We start from the raw sequence: 17,744 nt of genomic DNA, 5'->3' as shown, positions 1-17,744 counted from the left end.
CTTTCAGCCTCGTTTCGGTAAGTGACGCTCGATGGAGGATCGGGTCGGCGATGACACCGCTGCGCCGTTCACAGTAGTTGCGAGAGCGCCTGCGATGGCGGCAAAGTGTAGAGCGCGATCGCTGTCGAGTACCCATTCCACCGCGAAGGCACCGGTGAAGGCGTCACCCGCGCCGGTGGTGTCTACGGGCGTCACCGTCGGGGAATCCGCGTGAACGGTCGTGTCGCGCTCGCGCAGATCGGCACCACCCGCGCCCAGTGTTGTGACGAGGTACGGAACTCGATCGGTGACCGAGCCGAGCTGGGTCGATTCGGTGTGATTTACGATCAGGATGTCCACCGAGCCGATCAGCTCTTCCGGAAGGTCCTGCACCGGTGAGGGATTGAGGATGACGACGGTGCCGTTGCGCCGGGCGTGTCGCGCCGCGGCGGTAACAGTGGCAAGGGGAATTTCGAGCTGGCACAGCAGGATATCCGCGCCAGCGATGGCACCGAGGTCGTGTTCGGTCAACTCGGTGACGGAAGCATTTGCGCCGGCAACCACGATGATGCTGTTTTCGGCGTCAGCGTCGACGGTAATTGCGGCAACTCCACTGGCACCGTTCACGCTACGCAGCAGTGAGGTATCCACCCCGGCGTCGGCGAGAGTGCTCCGCAATTGGGTAGCAAAACCGTCGTCGCCGACTGCGCCGATGAACGTGACGTCACCGCCTGCCTTTGCTGCCGCGATCGCTTGATTACTGCCTTTGCCACCTGGCGTAGTGGCAAAGGCAGTGCCGAGCAGGGTTTCACCGGGGGCAGGAAATCGGGGGACCGAGGTGGTCAGGTCCATGTTGATGCTGCCGACGACAACAATGCGGGGCTTGCTCATACCTCCAGGTTATCGGCGGCAGCAGTTTTCTTCCGTCGAACCCTGCGGATGATCCGCCTGGCCTCTTCGTCGGTGGACACCGCCGGTGGTGAGCCTTCGAGTGGCTTGCGCGCTGTTTCCGGAATCATCAGCACCGCGATGCCGCCGATGACTGCGGCGATCATCATGTACATCGGCGCGACAAGATTGCTACCGGTCGAACTCTCGAGTGCCGTCAAGACCAGGGGAGTGGTGCCGCCGAAGATCGACACGGCAAGGTTGTATCCGATTGCCAAGCCGCCGTATCGGATTCCGGTCGGGAACAGTGCGGGAAGGACCGAGGGGAACACTCCGACAAACAGGAGAAGCAGTCCGCCGAGAATGGCGAGTCCGAGGAAAACGGTGACGTAGTTGCCCACTCCGATCAGCAGGTACGCGGGCAGTGACAACACGAAGAATCCGATGAAACCGCTGAGCAGCAACGGCTTACGTCCCACCCGATCGGATAATTTTCCGACGTAGCTGATGCCGACCATCATGACGAGCATCACCACGATCATGAGAACCAGTCCGTGGGATTCGTCGTAGCCGAGGGTATTTGTCAGATAGGTCGGCATGTAGCTGAGCAGGCCGTAGTGAGCGATGTTGTAGGTCGCGACGAGCACGATGCACAGAACAAGTGGTCGCCAGTTCTCGACCAGCGTTTCGCGCAGTTTCTTCCCCGTGGATTCGTCGGCGAGAGAATGTTCTTCGGCCTGTTCCATCTGCTGAAACGCGGGCGTCTCCTCGAGTCGAAGGCGCAGGTAGAGGCCGATCAGGCCGAGAGGCCCGGCAAGGAGAAACGGTATGCGCCAGCCCCACTGGAGGAGCTCTTCCGGGCTGACCACTGTCTGGATGATCGTCACGATGCCGGCTGCTGCAACATAGCCGGCCAGGGTGCCGAATTCCAGGAAGCTGGAGAAGAAGCCGCGACGCTTGTCCGGGGCGTATTCGGCGACAAACGTACTGGCACCGCCGTATTCGCCGCCAGTCGAAAACCCCTGCAGTAGGCGAAGGAGCACGAGCAGTATCGGCGCCGCCATGCCGATGGACTCGTAACTCGGTACGAGACCGATGGCAAAGGTGCTGCCGGCCATCAGAATTATGGTGGTGGCCAGGACTTTCTTGCGGCCGATGCGGTCACCCAGTGGCCCGAAGAACAGGCCACCCAATGGCCGGACGATGAAGGCAGCAGCGAAGATCGCGAAGGTCGACAGCAATTGCGCACTGCCACTGGCCTCTGGGAAGAATACCTTGCCGATAGTGGTGGCCAGATAGGCGTAGACGCCGAAATCGAACCACTCCATGGCATTTCCGAGCATGGTCGCTTTGACTGCCCGTTTCACCGATGCGTCGTCGGTGACGGTGACATCAGGTGATTCGGCCACTTCGAGAGCGCTGATCGAGTTCTCTGGTGTTGTCATGACATGCGCTCCCCAGCGCAATCATCGAACCGAGCGGGGCACGTACCTGATGCACGCATCTTTGTCTTGCCCACTCGCCGATGAGCCGGTTGGGAACATGATGTCCGCGGGCCCTGTGGCTCGATGCGACCCCCGTCGCTCGGCTCTGGCTCGCGGCAGTGTCCGAAGCCCTGGTGGGGCTCCGGACGTCCGGCAAGTAAGACATTCACGGTATCAGCCTCACCCCCGCATGGCGGCGAGGGACTCGGCTTCGAGGAGCGGACCGATGACGGAAACTTCGACATCTGCGGCGGCGATGATCTCCGCGCATCCCAGCTTGAATCGCGGACCGCCGTCGAGGATTTTCGAGAACTCTGATTCCGTCGCCGCAAAAACTATGTGGGTGATGCCCGCCCACACCATTGCGGCGCTGCACATCGGGCACGGTTCACCGCTCGCGAACATCGTCGCATTTGTAGTGGAACCGTTTGCGGCGCCGCGGATCGCGACCAATTCTGCATGTGCCGTCGGGTCACCGGAAGACGTCACTTCGTTGCGGCCTTCGGCAATGACGGTTCCGTTCTCGCCGACGAGTACGGCGCCGAACGGCCGATTGCCACCACCTGCGGCTTCGGCCGCGAGTGCGATTGCCCGGCGGAGGTGGATGTCGTTCATGCCGTCAAATCCAATTCTGTTCCCACGCCGGCTGCGCGGGCACGGGAGAGCAGTATTCGAGCGGTGACAAGGTCTTGAAGGCCGATTCCGACCGAGTTGAACAACGTGATCTGGTCGCTCGATGTGCGCCCAGGCTTCTGTCCGGTGATGACGTGTCCGATTTCGGTGTGAAGGTCTTCAGCGGTGATGGCGCCTTCGGCAATAGCGAGCAGGGCATCTCCGGATTTGGCAAGAGTCGTCGATGTGGCGTCGACGAATAGTGATGCCACTCGCATTCCGGCAGAATCGATTTCGCGCCAATCTCCTCTCGGAGGAGCGCCGACGGCATTGACGTGAAGGCCCGGGTGGAACCAGTCTCCCGACACGATCGGAGAGTGCGACGGCGTCAGCGTGCACAGAATATCGACTGCCGAGGTCACGGCCCTGGGGGATTCGGCTCGCTCGACGGCCAGGTTCAAATCGGCGATACGTTCCTCGAACGTCCGGATCGTGGACGCGGAGCGCGACCAGACGAGAACCTTGTCGATTCCGCGAACGCGTGCAATCGCGCGCGTGTGTTCCACAGCCAAGGTTCCCGCCCCGACAACGCCGAGTACGGTGCTCGTTTTTCTGGAAAGATATTCCGTGGCAACAGCACTGGCTGCGGCCGTACGGATTGCGGTAATTGCTCGCCCGTCGAGCACCGCTTCGCATTCGCCGGTTTCCGCACACGAGAGAATGATCGTAGAGCGCTGAGTCGGCAGGCCGCGAGCGGCATTGGCAGGCATGTCCGAAAGAAGTTTGACCGAACTCGACTGCGCTGTTGCCGCAGTCATCGGAATCGAGTTTCCGCCGTTCGGCAACGGCATCGCGGATGGTTGTGGGTTGAAAGCGTCGCCCCGAGCCAGGTCGGCATGGGCACGCTCGACAGCGTCGTAGATCTCGCTGCGGTCGATCAACGTCGTGATGTCGGAGTGGTTGAGAATCAAAGTCATGAATGGGTCCTTATCGGCTGTTGCCGGTGTAGGGAATGGTCAAGCAGGATGGTGCGCTACGGCTCCCGATGAATCCGCTGATCGCGACGATCGCGATGACATACGGCAGCATGACGAGCAGTGCGTATGGAATGTCGATGCCGAGAGCGGGCAATGCAAACTGCAGTGCTTGTGCGATTCCGAAGAACACGCAGGCATAGACGATGCCGAGTATTCGCCATCCGCCGGCGATGACGGCAACCACTGCGAGGTAGCCGAGGCCACCGGTCATGTTGTCGCTGAACGAATGAACTTCCGAGAGTGCAAGTTGCGAGCCGGCAAGGCCGCCCGCGGCAGCAGCAAGAAGGACACACAGATATCGAACGCGTCGTACCGGTAGTCCGGTCCAGTCGGCCGAGAGTGCGTCCTCGCCGATAGCGTCGATGGTCAGACCGGGCACAGTCCGTTTGGAGAACAGAACGGCCATGGCAACGACGAGTGCGATGCTGAGATATCCGAGCAGGGTCTGGCCGAACAAGGTGGGCCCGATAAAAGGTATGTCACTGAGTACGGGGATATCGACGCTGTGGAATCCGTCGATCGATTGACCTTTTCCGTCGGACAGGAGTACTCGGGATCCGAAGGTTGTCAGACCCAAGGCGAGAGCATTTCCGGCGACTCCGATGACGATCTGATCTGCGCGTAGGTGAACGCTCAGATGAGCCTGTGCGATGCCGAAAACGGTGGCCGCGATGACTCCGGCCACCACACCGAGGACTGGGGAGCCGGTGGTAACAGTCGCAAGAACGCTCGCGAAGGCGCCGGTCAGCATCATTCCCTCCATGCTGAGGTTGAGTACACCGGCACGTTCACTGATCGATTCGCCGCTTGCCGCAACCAACAGGGGAATGGCGAAGCTGACTCCGCTGGTGACGATTCCGGTGATCACTGCAGTACTCATACCGATACAACTTCCTGGCTCGGTGCGGGCTTTCTCGTGCGCACGGCGGACGTCGTGGTCCACAGTGCGCTGCCTGCGATGAGAATGATGAGAACGGATTCGACTACTGACACGGTTGCCGCGGGAACACCCACTGCCAGTTGGAGATTGATGCCACCCGAGACGAGGAATCCGAGAAGTAGGGAAACAGCCGCGACTGCCGTCATGGACCCGCGGGCGAGCAAGCCGACAACAAGTCCGGTGAACCCCAATCCCGAGGAGAAACCTTCGGCCAAAACGAAAGGTGCGGTGGCGACAATCATGCCCCCCGCGACTCCGGAAAAGGCCCCAGCGGCAGTCAGACTCAGGAATCGGGTTCGATCGACGGGGATTCCGAGACGGTGAGAAGCTTTCTGCGACAAGCCGACCGATTGCAGCTTCAGTCCGACAGCGCTGCGCTGGAGCAGGACTCCCACTGCGACGACGGCGACGAGGGCGATGAGAAGCGCGATGGTTGCGGGTGACTTGTGCAAGCCGAGTAGTGCAAGCTGGCCGGATTCTTTCAGCGGCTCGGACTGTGGAAGGGTCTCGGACGAAGTCACGGGCTGGCGCAGTAGCGCAGGTTCGTGAACAACGAGTACGACGGCCGCGAGACCCACGAAGTTGAGGAGGAGGGTCGTGATGATTTCGCTGGTACCGCGCCGAACCTTCAGGTACGCAGCGATCGACGCCCAGAATGCGCCACCGACGGCAGCGGACGCCAGTACCAGGACGATGCCCAGTCCGGCCGGAAGTCCCTCCGGAAGCGACACACCGACGGCTGTCGCGCAGATGCCTCCCAAGGCCATCTGGCCTTCGCCGCCAACATTGACCAAACCCGCCCGGTAGGCGATGGTGAAGCCCGCTGCGATGAGCATGAGCAGTGCTGCGTTGTTCAAGGACGTGCCGATGGCGAAGGGTGTCCCGAACATGCCGTCGAAAAGTGCTTCAGTGGTCTCGGCCGGGCCGGCACCGGCGGCCGCGGCGAGAAGGAGGCCGATCAGTGCGGCAATCGCGAGGGCAGCCGATCCGATGACCAGTGGGTGTCGTCTCACGCTGCCACTCCCATCATCAGTTCGGTGATCTTGCTCTGTGCAGCAGCGGAATTCGCATCAATCGGTCCCAGCAACTGCCCGCGGTAGGCCACGAAGATCCGGTCGCACACAGCCATCAGTTCGTCCAATTCGCTGGAGATGACAAGCACGGCAGTCTCGGCGTCGGCGACCCGGCGGAGTCTGTCGAGCACAAAGCTGACTGCGCCGATATCGAGACCACGGGTCGGTTGCGCTGCGACCACCGCTGCGAGCCCGTCGATCGAGAGTTCGCGGGCGAGTACAACTTTCTGCTGATTACCCCCGGACAACGAGTGCATCGGGGCGCCAGGGCCATCGGCGCGGATGGAGTATTCGTCGATCGCACTTGCCGTTCGGGCAGCCATCTTGGCGCGGTCGAGCAGTCCGAACCGCGTGTAATCCCTCAACCGGCCGAGAAGCAGGTTGTCGGTGACTGTCAACTCCGAGACGATCCCCTCAGCGTGCCGATCTTCGGGGACCACCCCGAGGCCGATCCTGGTTCGTGCTGCGGGGTCGAAACCCGTGATGTCCACCGCGTCGAGAAGGATTTTCCCGGTGTCTGCCGTGATTGCGCCGGAGAGGATCGAAGCCAACTCGCTCTGGCCGTTACCCTCGACGCCCGCGATACCGACGATCTCACCTCGATACACGGTCAGATCGACACCGGTGAGTGCTTCGCTTCGATCCGGGCGCGTGAACGAGATGTTAGCGAGTGTCAGTCCGGGCTCGCGCGAAGCGGGGCGCCTGACCACCCGGGCGTGGGAGAGGGGCGCAGCAGAACCCACCATGTCGGTGAGAAGGTCGGAAATCGATGTCTCCGTGAGAAGCCCACCGCCACTGACTTTTCCGCCGCGCAGTACCGTTGCCGCATCGGCTGCGCGGGCGACCTCACCGAGTTTGTGCGTGATGAGTACGACTGATGTGCCGGCCGCGGCCAGTGCATGGCATGTTCCGATCAGTGAATCGATTTCACCGGGGTCGAGGACAGCAGTCGGTTCGTCGAGTAGCACCAGCTCGGGATCTCGTAGCAGAGCTTTGACAATTTCCACTTTCTGGCGAGATCCGACGGGCAAGTCGGACGTCAACGCGTCGAGGTCGACGGTCAAGCCGTACTGCTGTGAGATGACGTCGAGCTTGGCGGTCAGCGCATCGACCGGAAGGCGAAAACCTTTGGTGCCGAGCAGGAGATTCTCACGGACGGTCATGGTCGGAATCAGGGAAAAGTGTTGATGGACCATCGCAATTCCCGCAGCTATGGCGTCGGCGGGGGACTGCGGCGTATAAGTACGGCCGTTGAGTGTCATCGTGCCTGATGACGGTGTCGTGGAGCCGAAGACGATGTTGCACAGCGTCGACTTTCCCGCGCCGTTCTCGCCGAGGATGCAGTGCACCGAGCCCGGGGCGACGGTCATCGTGACATCGGTCAACGCGGATACCGATCCGAAACGCTTGCCAACGCCGTTCAGTGTCAGTGTGGCCATTGGTCAGTACAACTTCACGGTGCCATCGGCCACGGTTGCCTTGGCCTTCGTCAACGCGGCCGCGGCTGCGGGGTCGCTGCTGCACAGCACGTAGTCGGTGCCGCCCTTGTCGGAAGTGAGTCCGAAGGGAACCTGTTCGGCGGCCCACGTGCCGTCGAGTGTCGAGGACACCGCGTATTCGATTTCGGTTCCGATGTCGGTGCGGACGTAGCCGAGATAGGTGGGATCGCTGCAGTCGCCGGGGATGGGTCCACCGCTCATGGTGCCGCCGGCTTCGCGGGCAGCCTGCTGCAATCCCTGCTTACCGAGGTTGACGATCTGTCCGAGAACGTCAGCGCCACCGGAAAATTCGGCGCTGGCAGCTTGCTTGGCCTTGGCTGGGTCGTTGAAGTCGCCGACATATTGTGGGCTGAGGACTCGAATATCCGGGCGCGTCAGTGTGGCTCCGGATTGGAATGCCGATGCTGCGTTGACAATTGCGGGGAGTTCCACGCCACCGACAAATCCGACGGTGCCGGTCTTGGACACGCTCGCAGCAACTGCGCCGGAAAGGAATTCGGCTTCGGCCTGCTGGGGGTCGTAGTAGGCCAGATTGTCGAGCGGAACTGCATCGGCCGGGCCGCCGATTTCGACGAACTTGACGTCGGGGAACTGTGCGGCGATTTTTCGGACGTCGGCGTCGGTTTGGCCGCCGACGGAGATGACCAGGTCGTTTGTCGACGCGAATCGCTGGAGGGCTTGCTGGTAGTCCGCTGCGGCGACCTGCTCGACGTAGCTGGCGTCGATCCGGTCGCCGTACGTCTCGACCATTCGCTGGTAGCCGAGGTAGCCGGACTCCATGAAGCCTGTATCCGAGATCGAACCGGGAAAGAAGACGCCGACGGAGAGGGCGTCACTCGACGGTTCGGAGTCGGCTGAACTGCAGGAAGTCAAGGTCAATGCGGTGGCTGCGACTGCTGCGAGTGCGAGAGGAAGTTTCATCGGGTTCTCCTGAGTTCGTTCGAGCACTTAGCGGTATACCGTTAAGTAGAAGAATGGAGGACCCGTATTTCGTCGGTGTTACCGATACGTAAGGGACTGCACACCGCGTCCCGGGGGATCGTGCACCGCTACGCTCAACTCGAGTGCAGAAGAAGATCGAAGGAGTGCCCGTGTCGACAGAAGTTCCGGTGGATACTCGAAAATCATTGCGAGACATCGCCTATGACGAGATTCGTGGCCGCATCGTCAATTTGGTGCTGGCTCCGGGCGCTCGACTGATCGAACGCGATCTGGCTGCTGAATTGAATGTCTCCCGCATCCCGCTGCGCGAGGCGCTCTCACTGCTGCAACAGGATGGACTTGTTGTCCTGGTGCCGAGGCAGGGAGCGATTGTCTCTCCGTTTACCGTCGACGACGTGCGGGACCTCTTCGATGTTCGCGAGAGTCTCGAAGTGCTGGCAGCGAGGCTGGCCGCTGAACGCGCGGACGCCGACTCGCTGAATGCGCTTTCTGCCCAGCTCGAAACAGCGCGGGCGGCAACCGCATTGAACGACAAGCCGGCGATTGCCGCGGCAAACGCACGGTTCCACTCGATGATTGTCGAGATGTCGGCGAACCCGCTGCTCGAGTCGTTGCTCAGGCCACTCGAGGCGCGCGTCCAGTGGCTGTTTCATCTCACCAAAGACCGTGATCCCGGACAACAGTGCGCCGAACACGAACACCTCTATGCGGCGATAGCCGAGCGCGATCCGGATCGCGCTGCTGCATCTGCATTTTCACACGTCCATTCCGGTCGGGAAATGAGCTTGCACCTCGCGTCGATCTGGGCCGAGCGCAGCATCGATCCCGTCGAAGCGACAAAGACTCGACGCCGCGGCCGCCTTCGAAGCTGAGGTGCCTGCGCCTGCCTTCAGAATGCGCGGGCGTACTGCGACGGAACTCGCGGTCCTACTTCGGCATTCAGCTCACGTGCGGCGCGCCGTGCCCAGTAGGGATCACGCAGGAGTTCGCGTCCCAACAGCACGGCCACCGCACTGCCGTCCTCGACGATCTTCTCTGCCTGCTCGGGTTCGGTGATCAGTCCGACTGCCGCTGCGGGAACCAGGGATTCGTTCTGGATCCGGCGGGCGAAGGGAACCTGGTAGCCGGGCTCGACCGGGATCTGTACACCCGGCGAATTACCGCCAGTGGACACGTCGACGAGGTCGACGCCGTAGTCGGTGAGGATGTTGGCAAGTGACACAGTCTGATCCGCAGTCCAACTGCCGACCTCGAGCCCACGCTCCTCGCTGACCCAGTCCGTGGCTGACACACGGACGAACAGGGGCAACTCGGCGGGCCACACTTCTCGAACCGCCGTGAGGATTTCGAGGAGGAAGCGGATGCGGTTCTCGAAACTGCCGCCGTAGTGATCCGTTCGCTTGTTACTGAGCGGGGAGAGGAACTGGTGGATCAGGTATCCGTGCGCCGCGTGAATTTCGACGACCTTGAACTCCGCCTGAAGCGCGCGGGTGGCTGCCGCCGCGAAGTCGGCGACGATGCCGGCAATCGCATCTGTTGTCAGTTCCGCGGGCGGTAGGTAATCCCCGAATGCCACGGCGCTCGGGGCGACGGTCGTCCAGGACAGGCGGTCATCCTGGTCGAGCGATCTACCGCCACGCCACGGAACCTTCGTCGACGCCTTGCGGCCGGCGTGCGCCAGCTGAATTCCGGGCACCGCTCCGAAGTACGCGAGCTGCGCGTTGATCTCGGCAAACGCGCGAGCCTGCCGCTCGTTCCAGATACCGAGATCGGCGGGGCTGATTCGTCCTTCCGGGCTCACAGCGGTCGCCTCGGTGAGGATCAGGCCGACACCACCGATAGCTCGGCTCGCCAGATGCGTTCGATGCCATTCGTTGGGCACTCCCACCTGATCGCCGATGACATCAGCGGAGTACTGGCACATCGGTGCCATCCACACGCGGTTGGGAATGGTGACGCCGCGCAAGGTGAGAGGTTCGAACAGCACGCTCACGGAGTAACTCCTGACTCGGGGAAGGGGAGGATCACCCGAAGGTGGTCGATCCCGTGCAACAGCGGTAACAGTCCGAATCATTCCCGAAAGGAACGCGTCGGAGCCAATGGCTAATGTGTATTCATGACTGCTGTAACTTCCACCGGCTCGGACACTCGCGACGTAGTGCACGAGGCTGCCCGCCGGGCGCGTAAGGCTTCGCGTGTCCTGGCGTTGCTGACCACAGCACAGAAGGACCGCGCGCTCCACGCCGCGGCCGACGCGGTTCTTGCCGCAAGTGATCAGATCCTGACGGCAAATGCCGTCGATATCGACACCGCGAAAGCTGCGGGTACCGAGGAATCGCTGCTTGATCGATTGCGTCTGACAGCGGATCGCATCGAAGGTATCGCTTCGGGTCTGCGTCAGGTTGCCGGACTACCCGACCCCATCGGTGAAGTGCTCCGCGGCTCCACGCTGCCCAACGGCCTGGAACTGCGTCAGCAGCGCGTCCCGCTCGGTGTTGTCGGCATGGTGTACGAAGCCCGCCCCAACGTCACGGTCGACGCGTTCGGTCTGACCCTGAAGTCGGGAAATGCTGCACTGCTTCGCGGTTCGTCGTCGGCAGTCAAATCCAACGAAGCTCTTGTGGTCGCTCTTCGTGCGTCGTTGGCTGCGCAGCAGCTCCCCGAAGACGCCGTTCAACTTCTGCCGAGCGCAGACCGGTCCACGGTGACGCACCTGATTCAGGCCCGCGGTCTCGTGGACGTTGTCATCCCGCGCGGTGGCGCGGGCCTGATCAGTGCCGTCGTTCGTGATGCCACGGTCCCCACCATCGAGACCGGTGTCGGAAACTGCCACGTCTACGTACACTCGGCTGCCGATCTGGTGATGGCCGAGAAGATTGTGCTCAACTCCAAGACCCGTCGGCCAAGCGTGTGCAACACCGCCGAGACGATCCTGGTCGACAAAGCCATTGCCGACACCGCGGTTCCCGCACTGCTTCAGGCGCTGCAGATGCATGACGTTGTTGTTCACGGCGATCTGCCCGGCCTCGTTCCGGCCACCGAGGACGACTGGTCGAACGAGTACCTCACCCTCGACGTCGCACTGAAGGTTGTTGCCGACCTGGACGAGGCAGTCGAGCACATCGACACGTACGGCACCGGCCACACCGAGGCAATCGTGACGTCGGATCTCTCGGCTGCCCGCGAGTTCACCGCGCGCGTCGACGCAGCAGCCGTCATGGTCAACGCATCAACTGCCTTCACCGACGGCGAGCAGTTCGGATTCGGAGCCGAGATCGGCATCTCGACGCAAAAACTTCACGCACGCGGCCCCATGGGGTTGCCGGAACTGACGTCCACCAAGTGGATCGTCTGGGGCGACGGACACACCCGACCCGCCTGATCGTTCACCTGGACTTGCCCCACCCTTTTTAGGAGTTAACCGTGGACCGAGCTCTCCCCGATACAACACCGTTCTTCTCGAGCGTCGACGACGTGATCGAGCGTTTGGCCGAGACGGGTTACCTGTCCGACAAGGGCACTGCAACGGCAGTGTTTCTCGCCGACCGACTGGGCAAACCCCTGCTCATCGAGGGACCGGCCGGTGTCGGTAAGACCGAGTTGGCGCGTGCGGTAGCCCAGACGACAGGCGCCGAGCTGGTGCGCCTGCAGTGCTACGAGGGCGTCGACGAGGCTCGTGCGCTGTACGAGTGGAACCACGCGAAGCAGATCCTGCGCATTCAGTCCGGCTCCGACCACAGCTGGGATTCCACCAAGGCTGATGTGTTCTCGGAGGAATTCCTTCTCGCGCGTCCACTGCTCAAGGCGATTCGCCGCGAAGACCCGACAGTCCTGTTGATCGACGAGACCGACAAGGCCGACGTCGAGATCGAGGGACTGCTCCTCGAAGTTCTCAGCGACTTCGCGGTCACCATCCCGGAACTCGGAACCATCACCGCAACACGTAAGCCGTTCACGGTGCTGACGTCCAACGCCACCCGTGAGCTGTCCGAGGCACTCAAGCGTCGTTGCCTGTTCCTGCATCTCGATTTCCCCGATGCAGACCTCGAACGTCGCATTCTTGCCAGCCGTGTCCCCGAACTGCCCGAAGCCATTGCCGAGCAGCTGGTCAACACCATCCGCGTTCTGCGCGGCATGCAGCTCAAGAAGGTTCCCTCGGTGTCCGAAACCATCGACTGGGGACGCACGCTCCTCGCCCTTGGCATGGACACACTCGACGACGACGCCGTACGCGCAACACTCGGCGTCATCCTCAAGCACCAGTCCGATCAGGTGCGAGCCACCGCCGAACTTCGGCTGAACTGAGGTCTGGTCATGGCACTCGGAGGTACGTCACCGATCAAGCCGGGTGGGTTGGCGGCGCCATACGGTCTGCCAGGTCACCTCGTCGATTTTGTCGAGGCCCTTCGCCGACGCGGCATCATGGTCGGCCCCTCCGAGACCGTCGACGCCGGCCAGGTCATGTCGGTTCTCGATCTCCTCGATCGTGAAGCTCTCCGCGAAGGGCTGGCCTGTTCGCTGCTGCGCCGGCCCACCCATCGCGCGACCTTCGACGCCGTTTTCGACCTGTGGTTCCCGCGGGCGATCGGCGACCGTGCGGTCGGCGACGTCGACGTCAGCCTGCCTCGTAAGCCTGACGGCAGCATCGATCTACAGGCACTGCGGGAGCTGATCGCCGAACTGCTGACCGACGGCAGCGATGAGGCCATGGAGCTGACCGAGCTTCTCACTGCCGCGATGGTCGAAGAGCTGGGGCAGTACCAGTCGAGCAACGGACCGTCGTTCTCCGCGTACCAGGCGTTGCGGGATGTCGCTCCCGAAACACTGCTCAACAAGATCCTCGAAGGTCTACTCGGTAATCAGCAGGGCGGTAGTGAGGGCAAGGACAACTCCGACTATCAATCGGAGGTTGCCAAGCGGACAGCGGCCCAGCGCATCGCGGACTTCCGCAAGATGGTCGAGAAGGAAACGCGTCGACGTACGGCCGAGAATCTCGGCAAGGAGCGCGTCGCCACCTACGGTGTTCCGAAGCTGGCCGAAGAAGTCGACTTCCTACGCGCGTCCGACGCGGAACTCACGACGCTCAAGAAGAACGTGACTCCGCTGGCACGGTTGCTCGCCAGCAGACTTGCCGTCCGTCGCAGTCGCAGCCGAGCCGGTTCCATCGACTTGCGTCGAACCTTGCGTAAATCGATGTCGACGGGCGGGGTGCCGATCGATCTGGTGCAGCGCAAACCCAAACGCGCGCGTCCCGAACTTGTCGTGATGTGCGACGTGTCCGGTTCGGTAGCCGGGTTCAGCCACTTCACCTTGCTGTTGGTGAACGCTCTGCGAGAGCAGTTCTCCCGCGTACGCGTATTTGCGTTCATCGACACCACCGACGAGGTCACCCGGTACTTCGATTCGAATGCCGACCTCGGATCCGCGATGTCACGGATGGTTCGTGAAGCGGAGCTGATCACGTACGACGGTCACTCCGACTACGGCCACGCCTTCGGGGTATTCCAGGAGAAGTTCGCACAGAGCATCACCAGTCGCACATCACTGCTGGTACTGGGCGACGGTCGCAACAACTACCGCGACCCAAACCTGCAATCACTCGCGCAGATGGTTGCAGTGGCCAAGCACGCACACTGGCTCAATCCAGAGCCCAAGGGGCAGTGGGGGTCGGGCGACTCGGCTGCCAAGGTGTACAACGAGGTCATCAGCATGCACGAGTGCCGCTCCGCCCAGCAGCTGGCCGACGTGGTGTCCGGCCTGCTGCCGGTGTGAGACACGTAAGCTCGGCAGCTGTGCAGAAGGGACAATCGGTGGAACGTGCTCGACGCCTCGGCGTGATGGGCGGCACTTTCGACCCCATTCACCACGGTCACCTCGTCGCAGCGAGTGAGGTCGCCGACAGGTTCGGACTCGACGAAGTGATCTTCGTCCCCACCGGCCGACCGTGGCAGAAGGAGGCTCGAGGCGTCAGCCCGGCAGAGGACAGGTACCTCATGACGGTCATCGCCACCGCCTCCAACCCGCGGTTTTCCGTTTCCCGGGTCGATGTCGACCGTGAAAAAGTGACGTACACCGTGGACACACTTCGCGACCTGCGGGCTTATCATCCGGACGCGGAACTGTTCTTCATCACTGGTGCCGATGCGCTGGCCAGCATCCTTTCCTGGCAAGATTGGGAAGAGTTGTTCGCATTGGCAAAATTTGTCGGAGTATCGCGACCGGGTTTCGATCTCAACACCGAGCACCTGGCCGCTCACCTCGACACGATGCCCGCCGATGCGGTGACGTTGATCGAGATCCCGGCTCTTGCCATTTCGTCGACCGAATGTCGGCGTCGAGCAAGCGAAGACCGTCCTGTCTGGTACCTCGTACCGGATGGAGTGGTGCAGTACATCTCGAAGCGGAACCTGTATCGACCTGTCGACGCGGAGCGCCGTGACGGTGCGACAACCATGTCGGAACCGGCGCCTGGCAAGACGGCCGATTCGAACTAGAAGCAATACCAAGAAGACGAAACTGGAGAACATCGAGTGAGCGCAACAACCGAAGCCATCGACATGGCACGCATCGCGGCCCTGGCAGCCGACGAGAAGCTGGCCACTGAAGTGGTGGTGCTCGATGTGTCCGAGCAATTGGTCATCACGGACTGCTTTGTCATCGCATCCGCCGCTACCGAGCGTCAGGTGAACTCGATCGTCGAGAACATCGAAGATCGCCTCCGCGAGGCCGGCCACAAGCCGATCCGTCGTGAAGGCACCCGCGAGGGTCGTTGGGCACTTCTCGACTACGCCGAGATCGTTGTTCACGTGCAGCACGACGAGGAGCGCAATTTCTACGCTCTCGATCGTCTGTGGAAGGACTGCCCGGCAGTCGAGGTCGAAGGACTCGGCCTGAACATCCCGGGACCGGCTGACGCACACACAGTGTTCGACACCGACACGGTTGCCGAGCCGGACGCGCAGGAACCTTCACTGTGACCTCCTCGGCGCCGGGAGCGGCGTCGAATCCTGTGCGGCGGCTGATTCTGCTCCGCCACGGGCAGACCGTGTACAACGCCGATTCTCGGATGCAGGGGCAACTCGACACCGACTTGTCGGAGTTGGGGCGCACGCAAGCGAAGAGTGCTGGTCCGGTGATCGCCGACCGTGCGCCGCTGACTATCGTGTCCTCGGACCTCAAGCGCGCGTACTTCACGGCAGTCGCTGTCGGTGATGCGGCCGGGCTTCCGGTCCTCACCGACACGCGTCTGCGTGAGACGCACCTCGGCGGCTGGCAGGGATTGACCCACAGCGACGTCGACGAGCAGACACCTGGGCTCCGGGCGTCGTGGCGAGCTGACGCGACATTGGCCCCGCCTGGCGGTGAAAGCCGCATCGACGTTGCGAGGCGCAGTGTGCCGGTGGTGACGGAACTTCTGGCGGCACTTCCCGACTGGGCCGAGAGGCCGGTTGTCCTGGTGGCACACGGCGGCTTGATCGCGGCGTTGACCGCCGCACTGCTCGACTTGCCGATCGACCGCTGGGCGATTCTGGGCGGTCTCGGAAATACGAGTTGGGTTCAGCTCAGCGGACACGGAAATCCGGCTTCCATCGAATGGCGACTCGACGTATGGAATGCTTCTGCGAGTGTCGCAAATGACGTCCTCTGAGAGTGCCGACGGGCAGCGCCCCGTCCTTCTGGTTATTGCCGATTCGCTGTCGTATTTCGGCCCCAAAGGCGGACTGGCCGCCGACCATCCCCGGATCTGGCCCAACCTCGTCGCCGAGGAGTTGGGGTGGGACGTCGAGCTTGTCGCGCGCATCGGCTGGACGTGTCGCGACGCGTGGTGGGCGCTGACCCAGGACCCACGAGTGTGGGCTGCTGTCCCGCGCGCCGGGGCTGTTGTGTTTGCCGTCGGCGGTATGGATTCTCTGCCGTCACCGTTGCCCACCGCGTTGCGCGAAACCATCCGCTACGTGCGGCCACCGGCCCTACGGCGCGTGGTCCGCGAGGGATACCAGTGGCTTCAACCGCGCCTGGCACCACTCGGCCGCCCCGTGGCGCTGCCACCGAAGCTGAGCGTCGAATACCTCGAGAGCTCACGAAACGCGTTGGAATACATGCGTCCCGAACTGCCGATGATCGCGACGTTGCCGTCCGTGCATCGCAGTGACGCGTACGCGAGTGTCCATGCCGGTCGTCCGGCCGCAGTATCTGCGATCACCGAATGGGCAACAGCCAAAGACGTACCTGTTGTGGATCTTGCCGACGCGGTACGTGAAAACGTGTTCTCCGACAATGGCAACCCGGACGGAATTCACTGGGGTTGGGACGGACACATCGGTGTCGCCCGGGCCATGACTGCCGCAATTCGCGCCGCCGAAGCTCAGCGTGCGCCCACGTCCGCGAGTGAGGTCGGGTAGCGAAGTGTCAGTTGTCGTCGTCACGGATTCGTCTGCCTGCGTCCCACACGAATCTTCCGAAGCGTGTGGGCTTCAAGTCGTTCCGTTGCACATCCTTCGGGACAGCACTGATTTCCTCGAAGGCGTCGACACCATTCCCGACGACCTGTCCGGGCTCTCGACGGCTGGTGCCTCACCGGCAGAGCTGACCGAGGCCTACGGGCGCGCACTGGACCTGAGCCAGGGCGACGGTGTTGTCGCAGTCCACATCTCGCGGCAACTTTCGAGCACCTGGGACGCCGGGAGGCAGGCGGCGGAGGAATTCGGCGGCAAGGTACGCATCGTCGATTCAGCGTCCACCGGTATGGGTTTGGGGTTCCCGGCCTTGGAAGCGGCACGATTCGCAGCGACCGGATCTCCGCTCGACCTCGTGTACGACCGCGCTGTCGACGTTGCCGAACGCGGGCGCGCCTTCATCTTCGTCGACAAGCTCGACCAATTGCGTCGTGGTGGCCGGATCAGTACCGCGGCAGCGTTGTTGGGTACCGCCCTGGCGATGAAACCGCTGCTGCACCTGGTGGACGGCAAACTGGTCTTGAAAGAAAAAACTCGCACCAGCACCAAAGCGCTCGCGAGATTGGTTGATGCGGCAGTGGAGCGAGCGGGGCGCAGCCGCGTGGCCATCGCCGTCCATCACATGAAAGCTCGGGAACGAGCCGAGGGCATCGCCGCACAACTGTGCGAGCGAATCCCGAATGTCGCCGAAACCGTGGTCACCGATTTCAGCGCAGTCCTGGGCGTGCACGTAGGTGTGGGTGCGATCGGTGTCGTGGTGTGCCCACTTCCGGAAGATGCGCCCTGACCAGTCGGTTATCCACAGACTGCCAGTTATCCCCAACACGATTTCTC

Annotated in this window: 18 protein-coding genes; 9 read left to right on the top strand and 9 right to left on the bottom strand. The window is 62.4% G+C overall.

What is annotated here, in order from left to right:
- Positions 1 to 3: 3 nt before the first annotated feature.
- The 8 genes from KYT97_RS26035 to KYT97_RS26000 all read right to left on the bottom strand — a co-directional run bounded on the left by KYT97_RS26035 (position 4) and on the right by KYT97_RS26000 (position 8,433).
- Positions 4 to 870, bottom strand: a complete 867-nt coding sequence (locus KYT97_RS26035; protein WP_219111017.1) for a ribokinase — start codon at positions 868 to 870, stop codon at positions 4 to 6.
- A complete protein-coding gene (locus KYT97_RS26030) occupies positions 867 to 2,312 on the bottom strand; it encodes an MFS transporter (RefSeq protein WP_219111014.1) in 1,446 nt (481 codons plus the stop codon). Before KYT97_RS26030 ends, KYT97_RS26035 begins: the two co-directional genes overlap by 4 nt.
- Before the next feature lie 219 nt (positions 2,313 to 2,531).
- On the bottom strand, positions 2,532 to 2,966 hold the full coding sequence (locus KYT97_RS26025; protein WP_116102853.1) for a nucleoside deaminase: 435 nt from the start codon (positions 2,964 to 2,966) through the stop codon (positions 2,532 to 2,534).
- Positions 2,963 to 3,940, bottom strand: a complete 978-nt coding sequence (locus KYT97_RS26020) for an ornithine cyclodeaminase family protein (RefSeq protein WP_033232908.1) — start codon at positions 3,938 to 3,940, stop codon at positions 2,963 to 2,965. Before KYT97_RS26020 ends, KYT97_RS26025 begins: the two co-directional genes overlap by 4 nt.
- Positions 3,941 to 3,950: 10 nt before the next feature.
- Positions 3,951 to 4,880 carry an ABC transporter permease gene (locus tag KYT97_RS26015; protein WP_219111012.1) on the bottom strand — a complete coding sequence of 310 codons (930 nt, stop codon included), beginning with the start codon at positions 4,878 to 4,880 and terminating at the stop codon, positions 3,951 to 3,953.
- Positions 4,877 to 5,953 (bottom strand): ABC transporter permease, encoded by a 1,077-nt coding sequence (locus KYT97_RS26010; RefSeq protein WP_245005928.1) that lies wholly within the window; start codon positions 5,951 to 5,953, stop codon positions 4,877 to 4,879. The genes KYT97_RS26015 and KYT97_RS26010 overlap by 4 nt, the downstream gene beginning before the upstream one ends.
- Positions 5,950 to 7,452 (bottom strand): ABC transporter ATP-binding protein, encoded by a 1,503-nt coding sequence (locus KYT97_RS26005; RefSeq protein WP_219111011.1) that lies wholly within the window; start codon positions 7,450 to 7,452, stop codon positions 5,950 to 5,952. Before KYT97_RS26005 ends, KYT97_RS26010 begins: the two co-directional genes overlap by 4 nt.
- Before the next feature lie 3 nt (positions 7,453 to 7,455).
- Positions 7,456 to 8,433: a BMP family protein gene (locus KYT97_RS26000; RefSeq protein WP_092808688.1), complete on the bottom strand. Its 978-nt coding sequence runs from the start codon at positions 8,431 to 8,433 to the stop codon at positions 7,456 to 7,458.
- Positions 8,434 to 8,603: 170 nt separating this feature from the next.
- Between KYT97_RS26000 and KYT97_RS25995 the strand changes: the two genes are divergently transcribed.
- Positions 8,604 to 9,326: a GntR family transcriptional regulator gene (locus KYT97_RS25995; protein ID WP_033233170.1), complete on the top strand. Its 723-nt coding sequence runs from the start codon at positions 8,604 to 8,606 to the stop codon at positions 9,324 to 9,326.
- A 17-nt stretch (positions 9,327 to 9,343) separates the two neighbouring features.
- On the opposite strand, the gene KYT97_RS25990 is transcribed toward KYT97_RS25995, so the two are convergent.
- Positions 9,344 to 10,447: an NADH:flavin oxidoreductase/NADH oxidase gene (locus tag KYT97_RS25990; protein WP_219111010.1), complete on the bottom strand. Its 1,104-nt coding sequence runs from the start codon at positions 10,445 to 10,447 to the stop codon at positions 9,344 to 9,346.
- Between the two features lie 123 nt (positions 10,448 to 10,570).
- Here KYT97_RS25990 and KYT97_RS25985 point away from each other — a divergent pair, with 123 nt between their 5' ends.
- The 8 genes from KYT97_RS25985 to KYT97_RS25950 are packed head-to-tail and all read left to right on the top strand — an operon-like array spanning position 10,571 to position 17,697.
- Positions 10,571 to 11,836 carry a glutamate-5-semialdehyde dehydrogenase gene (locus tag KYT97_RS25985; protein WP_219111009.1) on the top strand — a complete coding sequence of 422 codons (1,266 nt, stop codon included), beginning with the start codon at positions 10,571 to 10,573 and terminating at the stop codon, positions 11,834 to 11,836.
- A 41-nt stretch (positions 11,837 to 11,877) separates the two neighbouring features.
- Positions 11,878 to 12,759 carry an AAA family ATPase gene (locus KYT97_RS25980; protein WP_033232924.1) on the top strand — a complete coding sequence of 294 codons (882 nt, stop codon included), beginning with the start codon at positions 11,878 to 11,880 and terminating at the stop codon, positions 12,757 to 12,759.
- A 9-nt stretch (positions 12,760 to 12,768) separates the two neighbouring features.
- Complete coding sequence (locus KYT97_RS25975) at positions 12,769 to 14,226, top strand: vWA domain-containing protein (RefSeq protein WP_172936700.1); 1,458 nt, start codon at positions 12,769 to 12,771, stop codon at positions 14,224 to 14,226.
- 20 nt (positions 14,227 to 14,246) lie between these two features.
- The gene (nadD, locus tag KYT97_RS25970; protein WP_072782446.1) at positions 14,247 to 14,948 is read left to right on the top strand and encodes a nicotinate-nucleotide adenylyltransferase; all 702 of its coding nucleotides are present in this window, start codon (positions 14,247 to 14,249) and stop codon (positions 14,946 to 14,948) included.
- Positions 14,949 to 14,984: 36 nt separating this feature from the next.
- On the top strand, positions 14,985 to 15,431 hold the full coding sequence (gene rsfS, locus KYT97_RS25965) for a ribosome silencing factor (RefSeq protein ID WP_033232927.1): 447 nt from the start codon (positions 14,985 to 14,987) through the stop codon (positions 15,429 to 15,431).
- Positions 15,428 to 16,102 carry a histidine phosphatase family protein gene (locus KYT97_RS25960; protein ID WP_095885908.1) on the top strand — a complete coding sequence of 225 codons (675 nt, stop codon included), beginning with the start codon at positions 15,428 to 15,430 and terminating at the stop codon, positions 16,100 to 16,102. Before rsfS ends, KYT97_RS25960 begins: the two co-directional genes overlap by 4 nt.
- Positions 16,089 to 16,856 (top strand): diglucosylglycerate octanoyltransferase, encoded by a 768-nt coding sequence (octT, locus tag KYT97_RS25955; protein ID WP_095885909.1) that lies wholly within the window; start codon positions 16,089 to 16,091, stop codon positions 16,854 to 16,856. The genes KYT97_RS25960 and octT overlap by 14 nt, the downstream gene beginning before the upstream one ends.
- Positions 16,857 to 16,860: 4 nt before the next feature.
- Positions 16,861 to 17,697 (top strand): DegV family protein, encoded by an 837-nt coding sequence (locus tag KYT97_RS25950; protein WP_219111008.1) that lies wholly within the window; start codon positions 16,861 to 16,863, stop codon positions 17,695 to 17,697.
- The last annotated feature ends 47 nt before the right edge of the window (positions 17,698 to 17,744 follow it).

This window comes from Rhodococcus globerulus (assembly GCF_019334125.1).
Lineage (GTDB): Bacteria > Actinomycetota > Actinomycetes > Mycobacteriales > Mycobacteriaceae > Rhodococcus_F > Rhodococcus_F globerula.
Note: the sequence above shows the minus strand (reverse complement) of the source record. Positions and strands in the feature narration are given on the sequence as shown.

What these genes read in the sequence shown, in the direction of transcription:
- KYT97_RS26035 (WP_219111017.1), bottom strand. Translation starts at nt 870, where the DNA reads ATGAGCAAGCCCCGCATTGTTGTCGTCGGCAGCATCAACATGGACCTG.
- KYT97_RS26030 (WP_219111014.1), bottom strand. Translation starts at nt 2,312, where the DNA reads ATGACAACACCAGAGAACTCGATCAGCGCTCTCGAAGTGGCCGAATCA.
- KYT97_RS26025 (WP_116102853.1), bottom strand. Translation starts at nt 2,966, where the DNA reads ATGAACGACATCCACCTCCGCCGGGCAATCGCACTCGCGGCCGAAGCC.
- KYT97_RS26020 (WP_033232908.1), bottom strand. Translation starts at nt 3,940, where the DNA reads ATGACTTTGATTCTCAACCACTCCGACATCACGACGTTGATCGACCGC.
- KYT97_RS26015 (WP_219111012.1), bottom strand. Translation starts at nt 4,880, where the DNA reads ATGAGTACTGCAGTGATCACCGGAATCGTCACCAGCGGAGTCAGCTTC.
- KYT97_RS26005 (WP_219111011.1), bottom strand. Translation starts at nt 7,452, where the DNA reads ATGGCCACACTGACACTGAACGGCGTTGGCAAGCGTTTCGGATCGGTA.
- KYT97_RS26000 (WP_092808688.1), bottom strand. Translation starts at nt 8,433, where the DNA reads ATGAAACTTCCTCTCGCACTCGCAGCAGTCGCAGCCACCGCATTGACC.
- KYT97_RS25985 (WP_219111009.1), top strand. Translation starts at nt 10,571, where the DNA reads ATGACTGCTGTAACTTCCACCGGCTCGGACACTCGCGACGTAGTGCAC.
- KYT97_RS25975 (WP_172936700.1), top strand. Translation starts at nt 12,769, where the DNA reads ATGGCACTCGGAGGTACGTCACCGATCAAGCCGGGTGGGTTGGCGGCG.
- octT (WP_095885909.1), top strand. Translation starts at nt 16,089, where the DNA reads ATGACGTCCTCTGAGAGTGCCGACGGGCAGCGCCCCGTCCTTCTGGTT.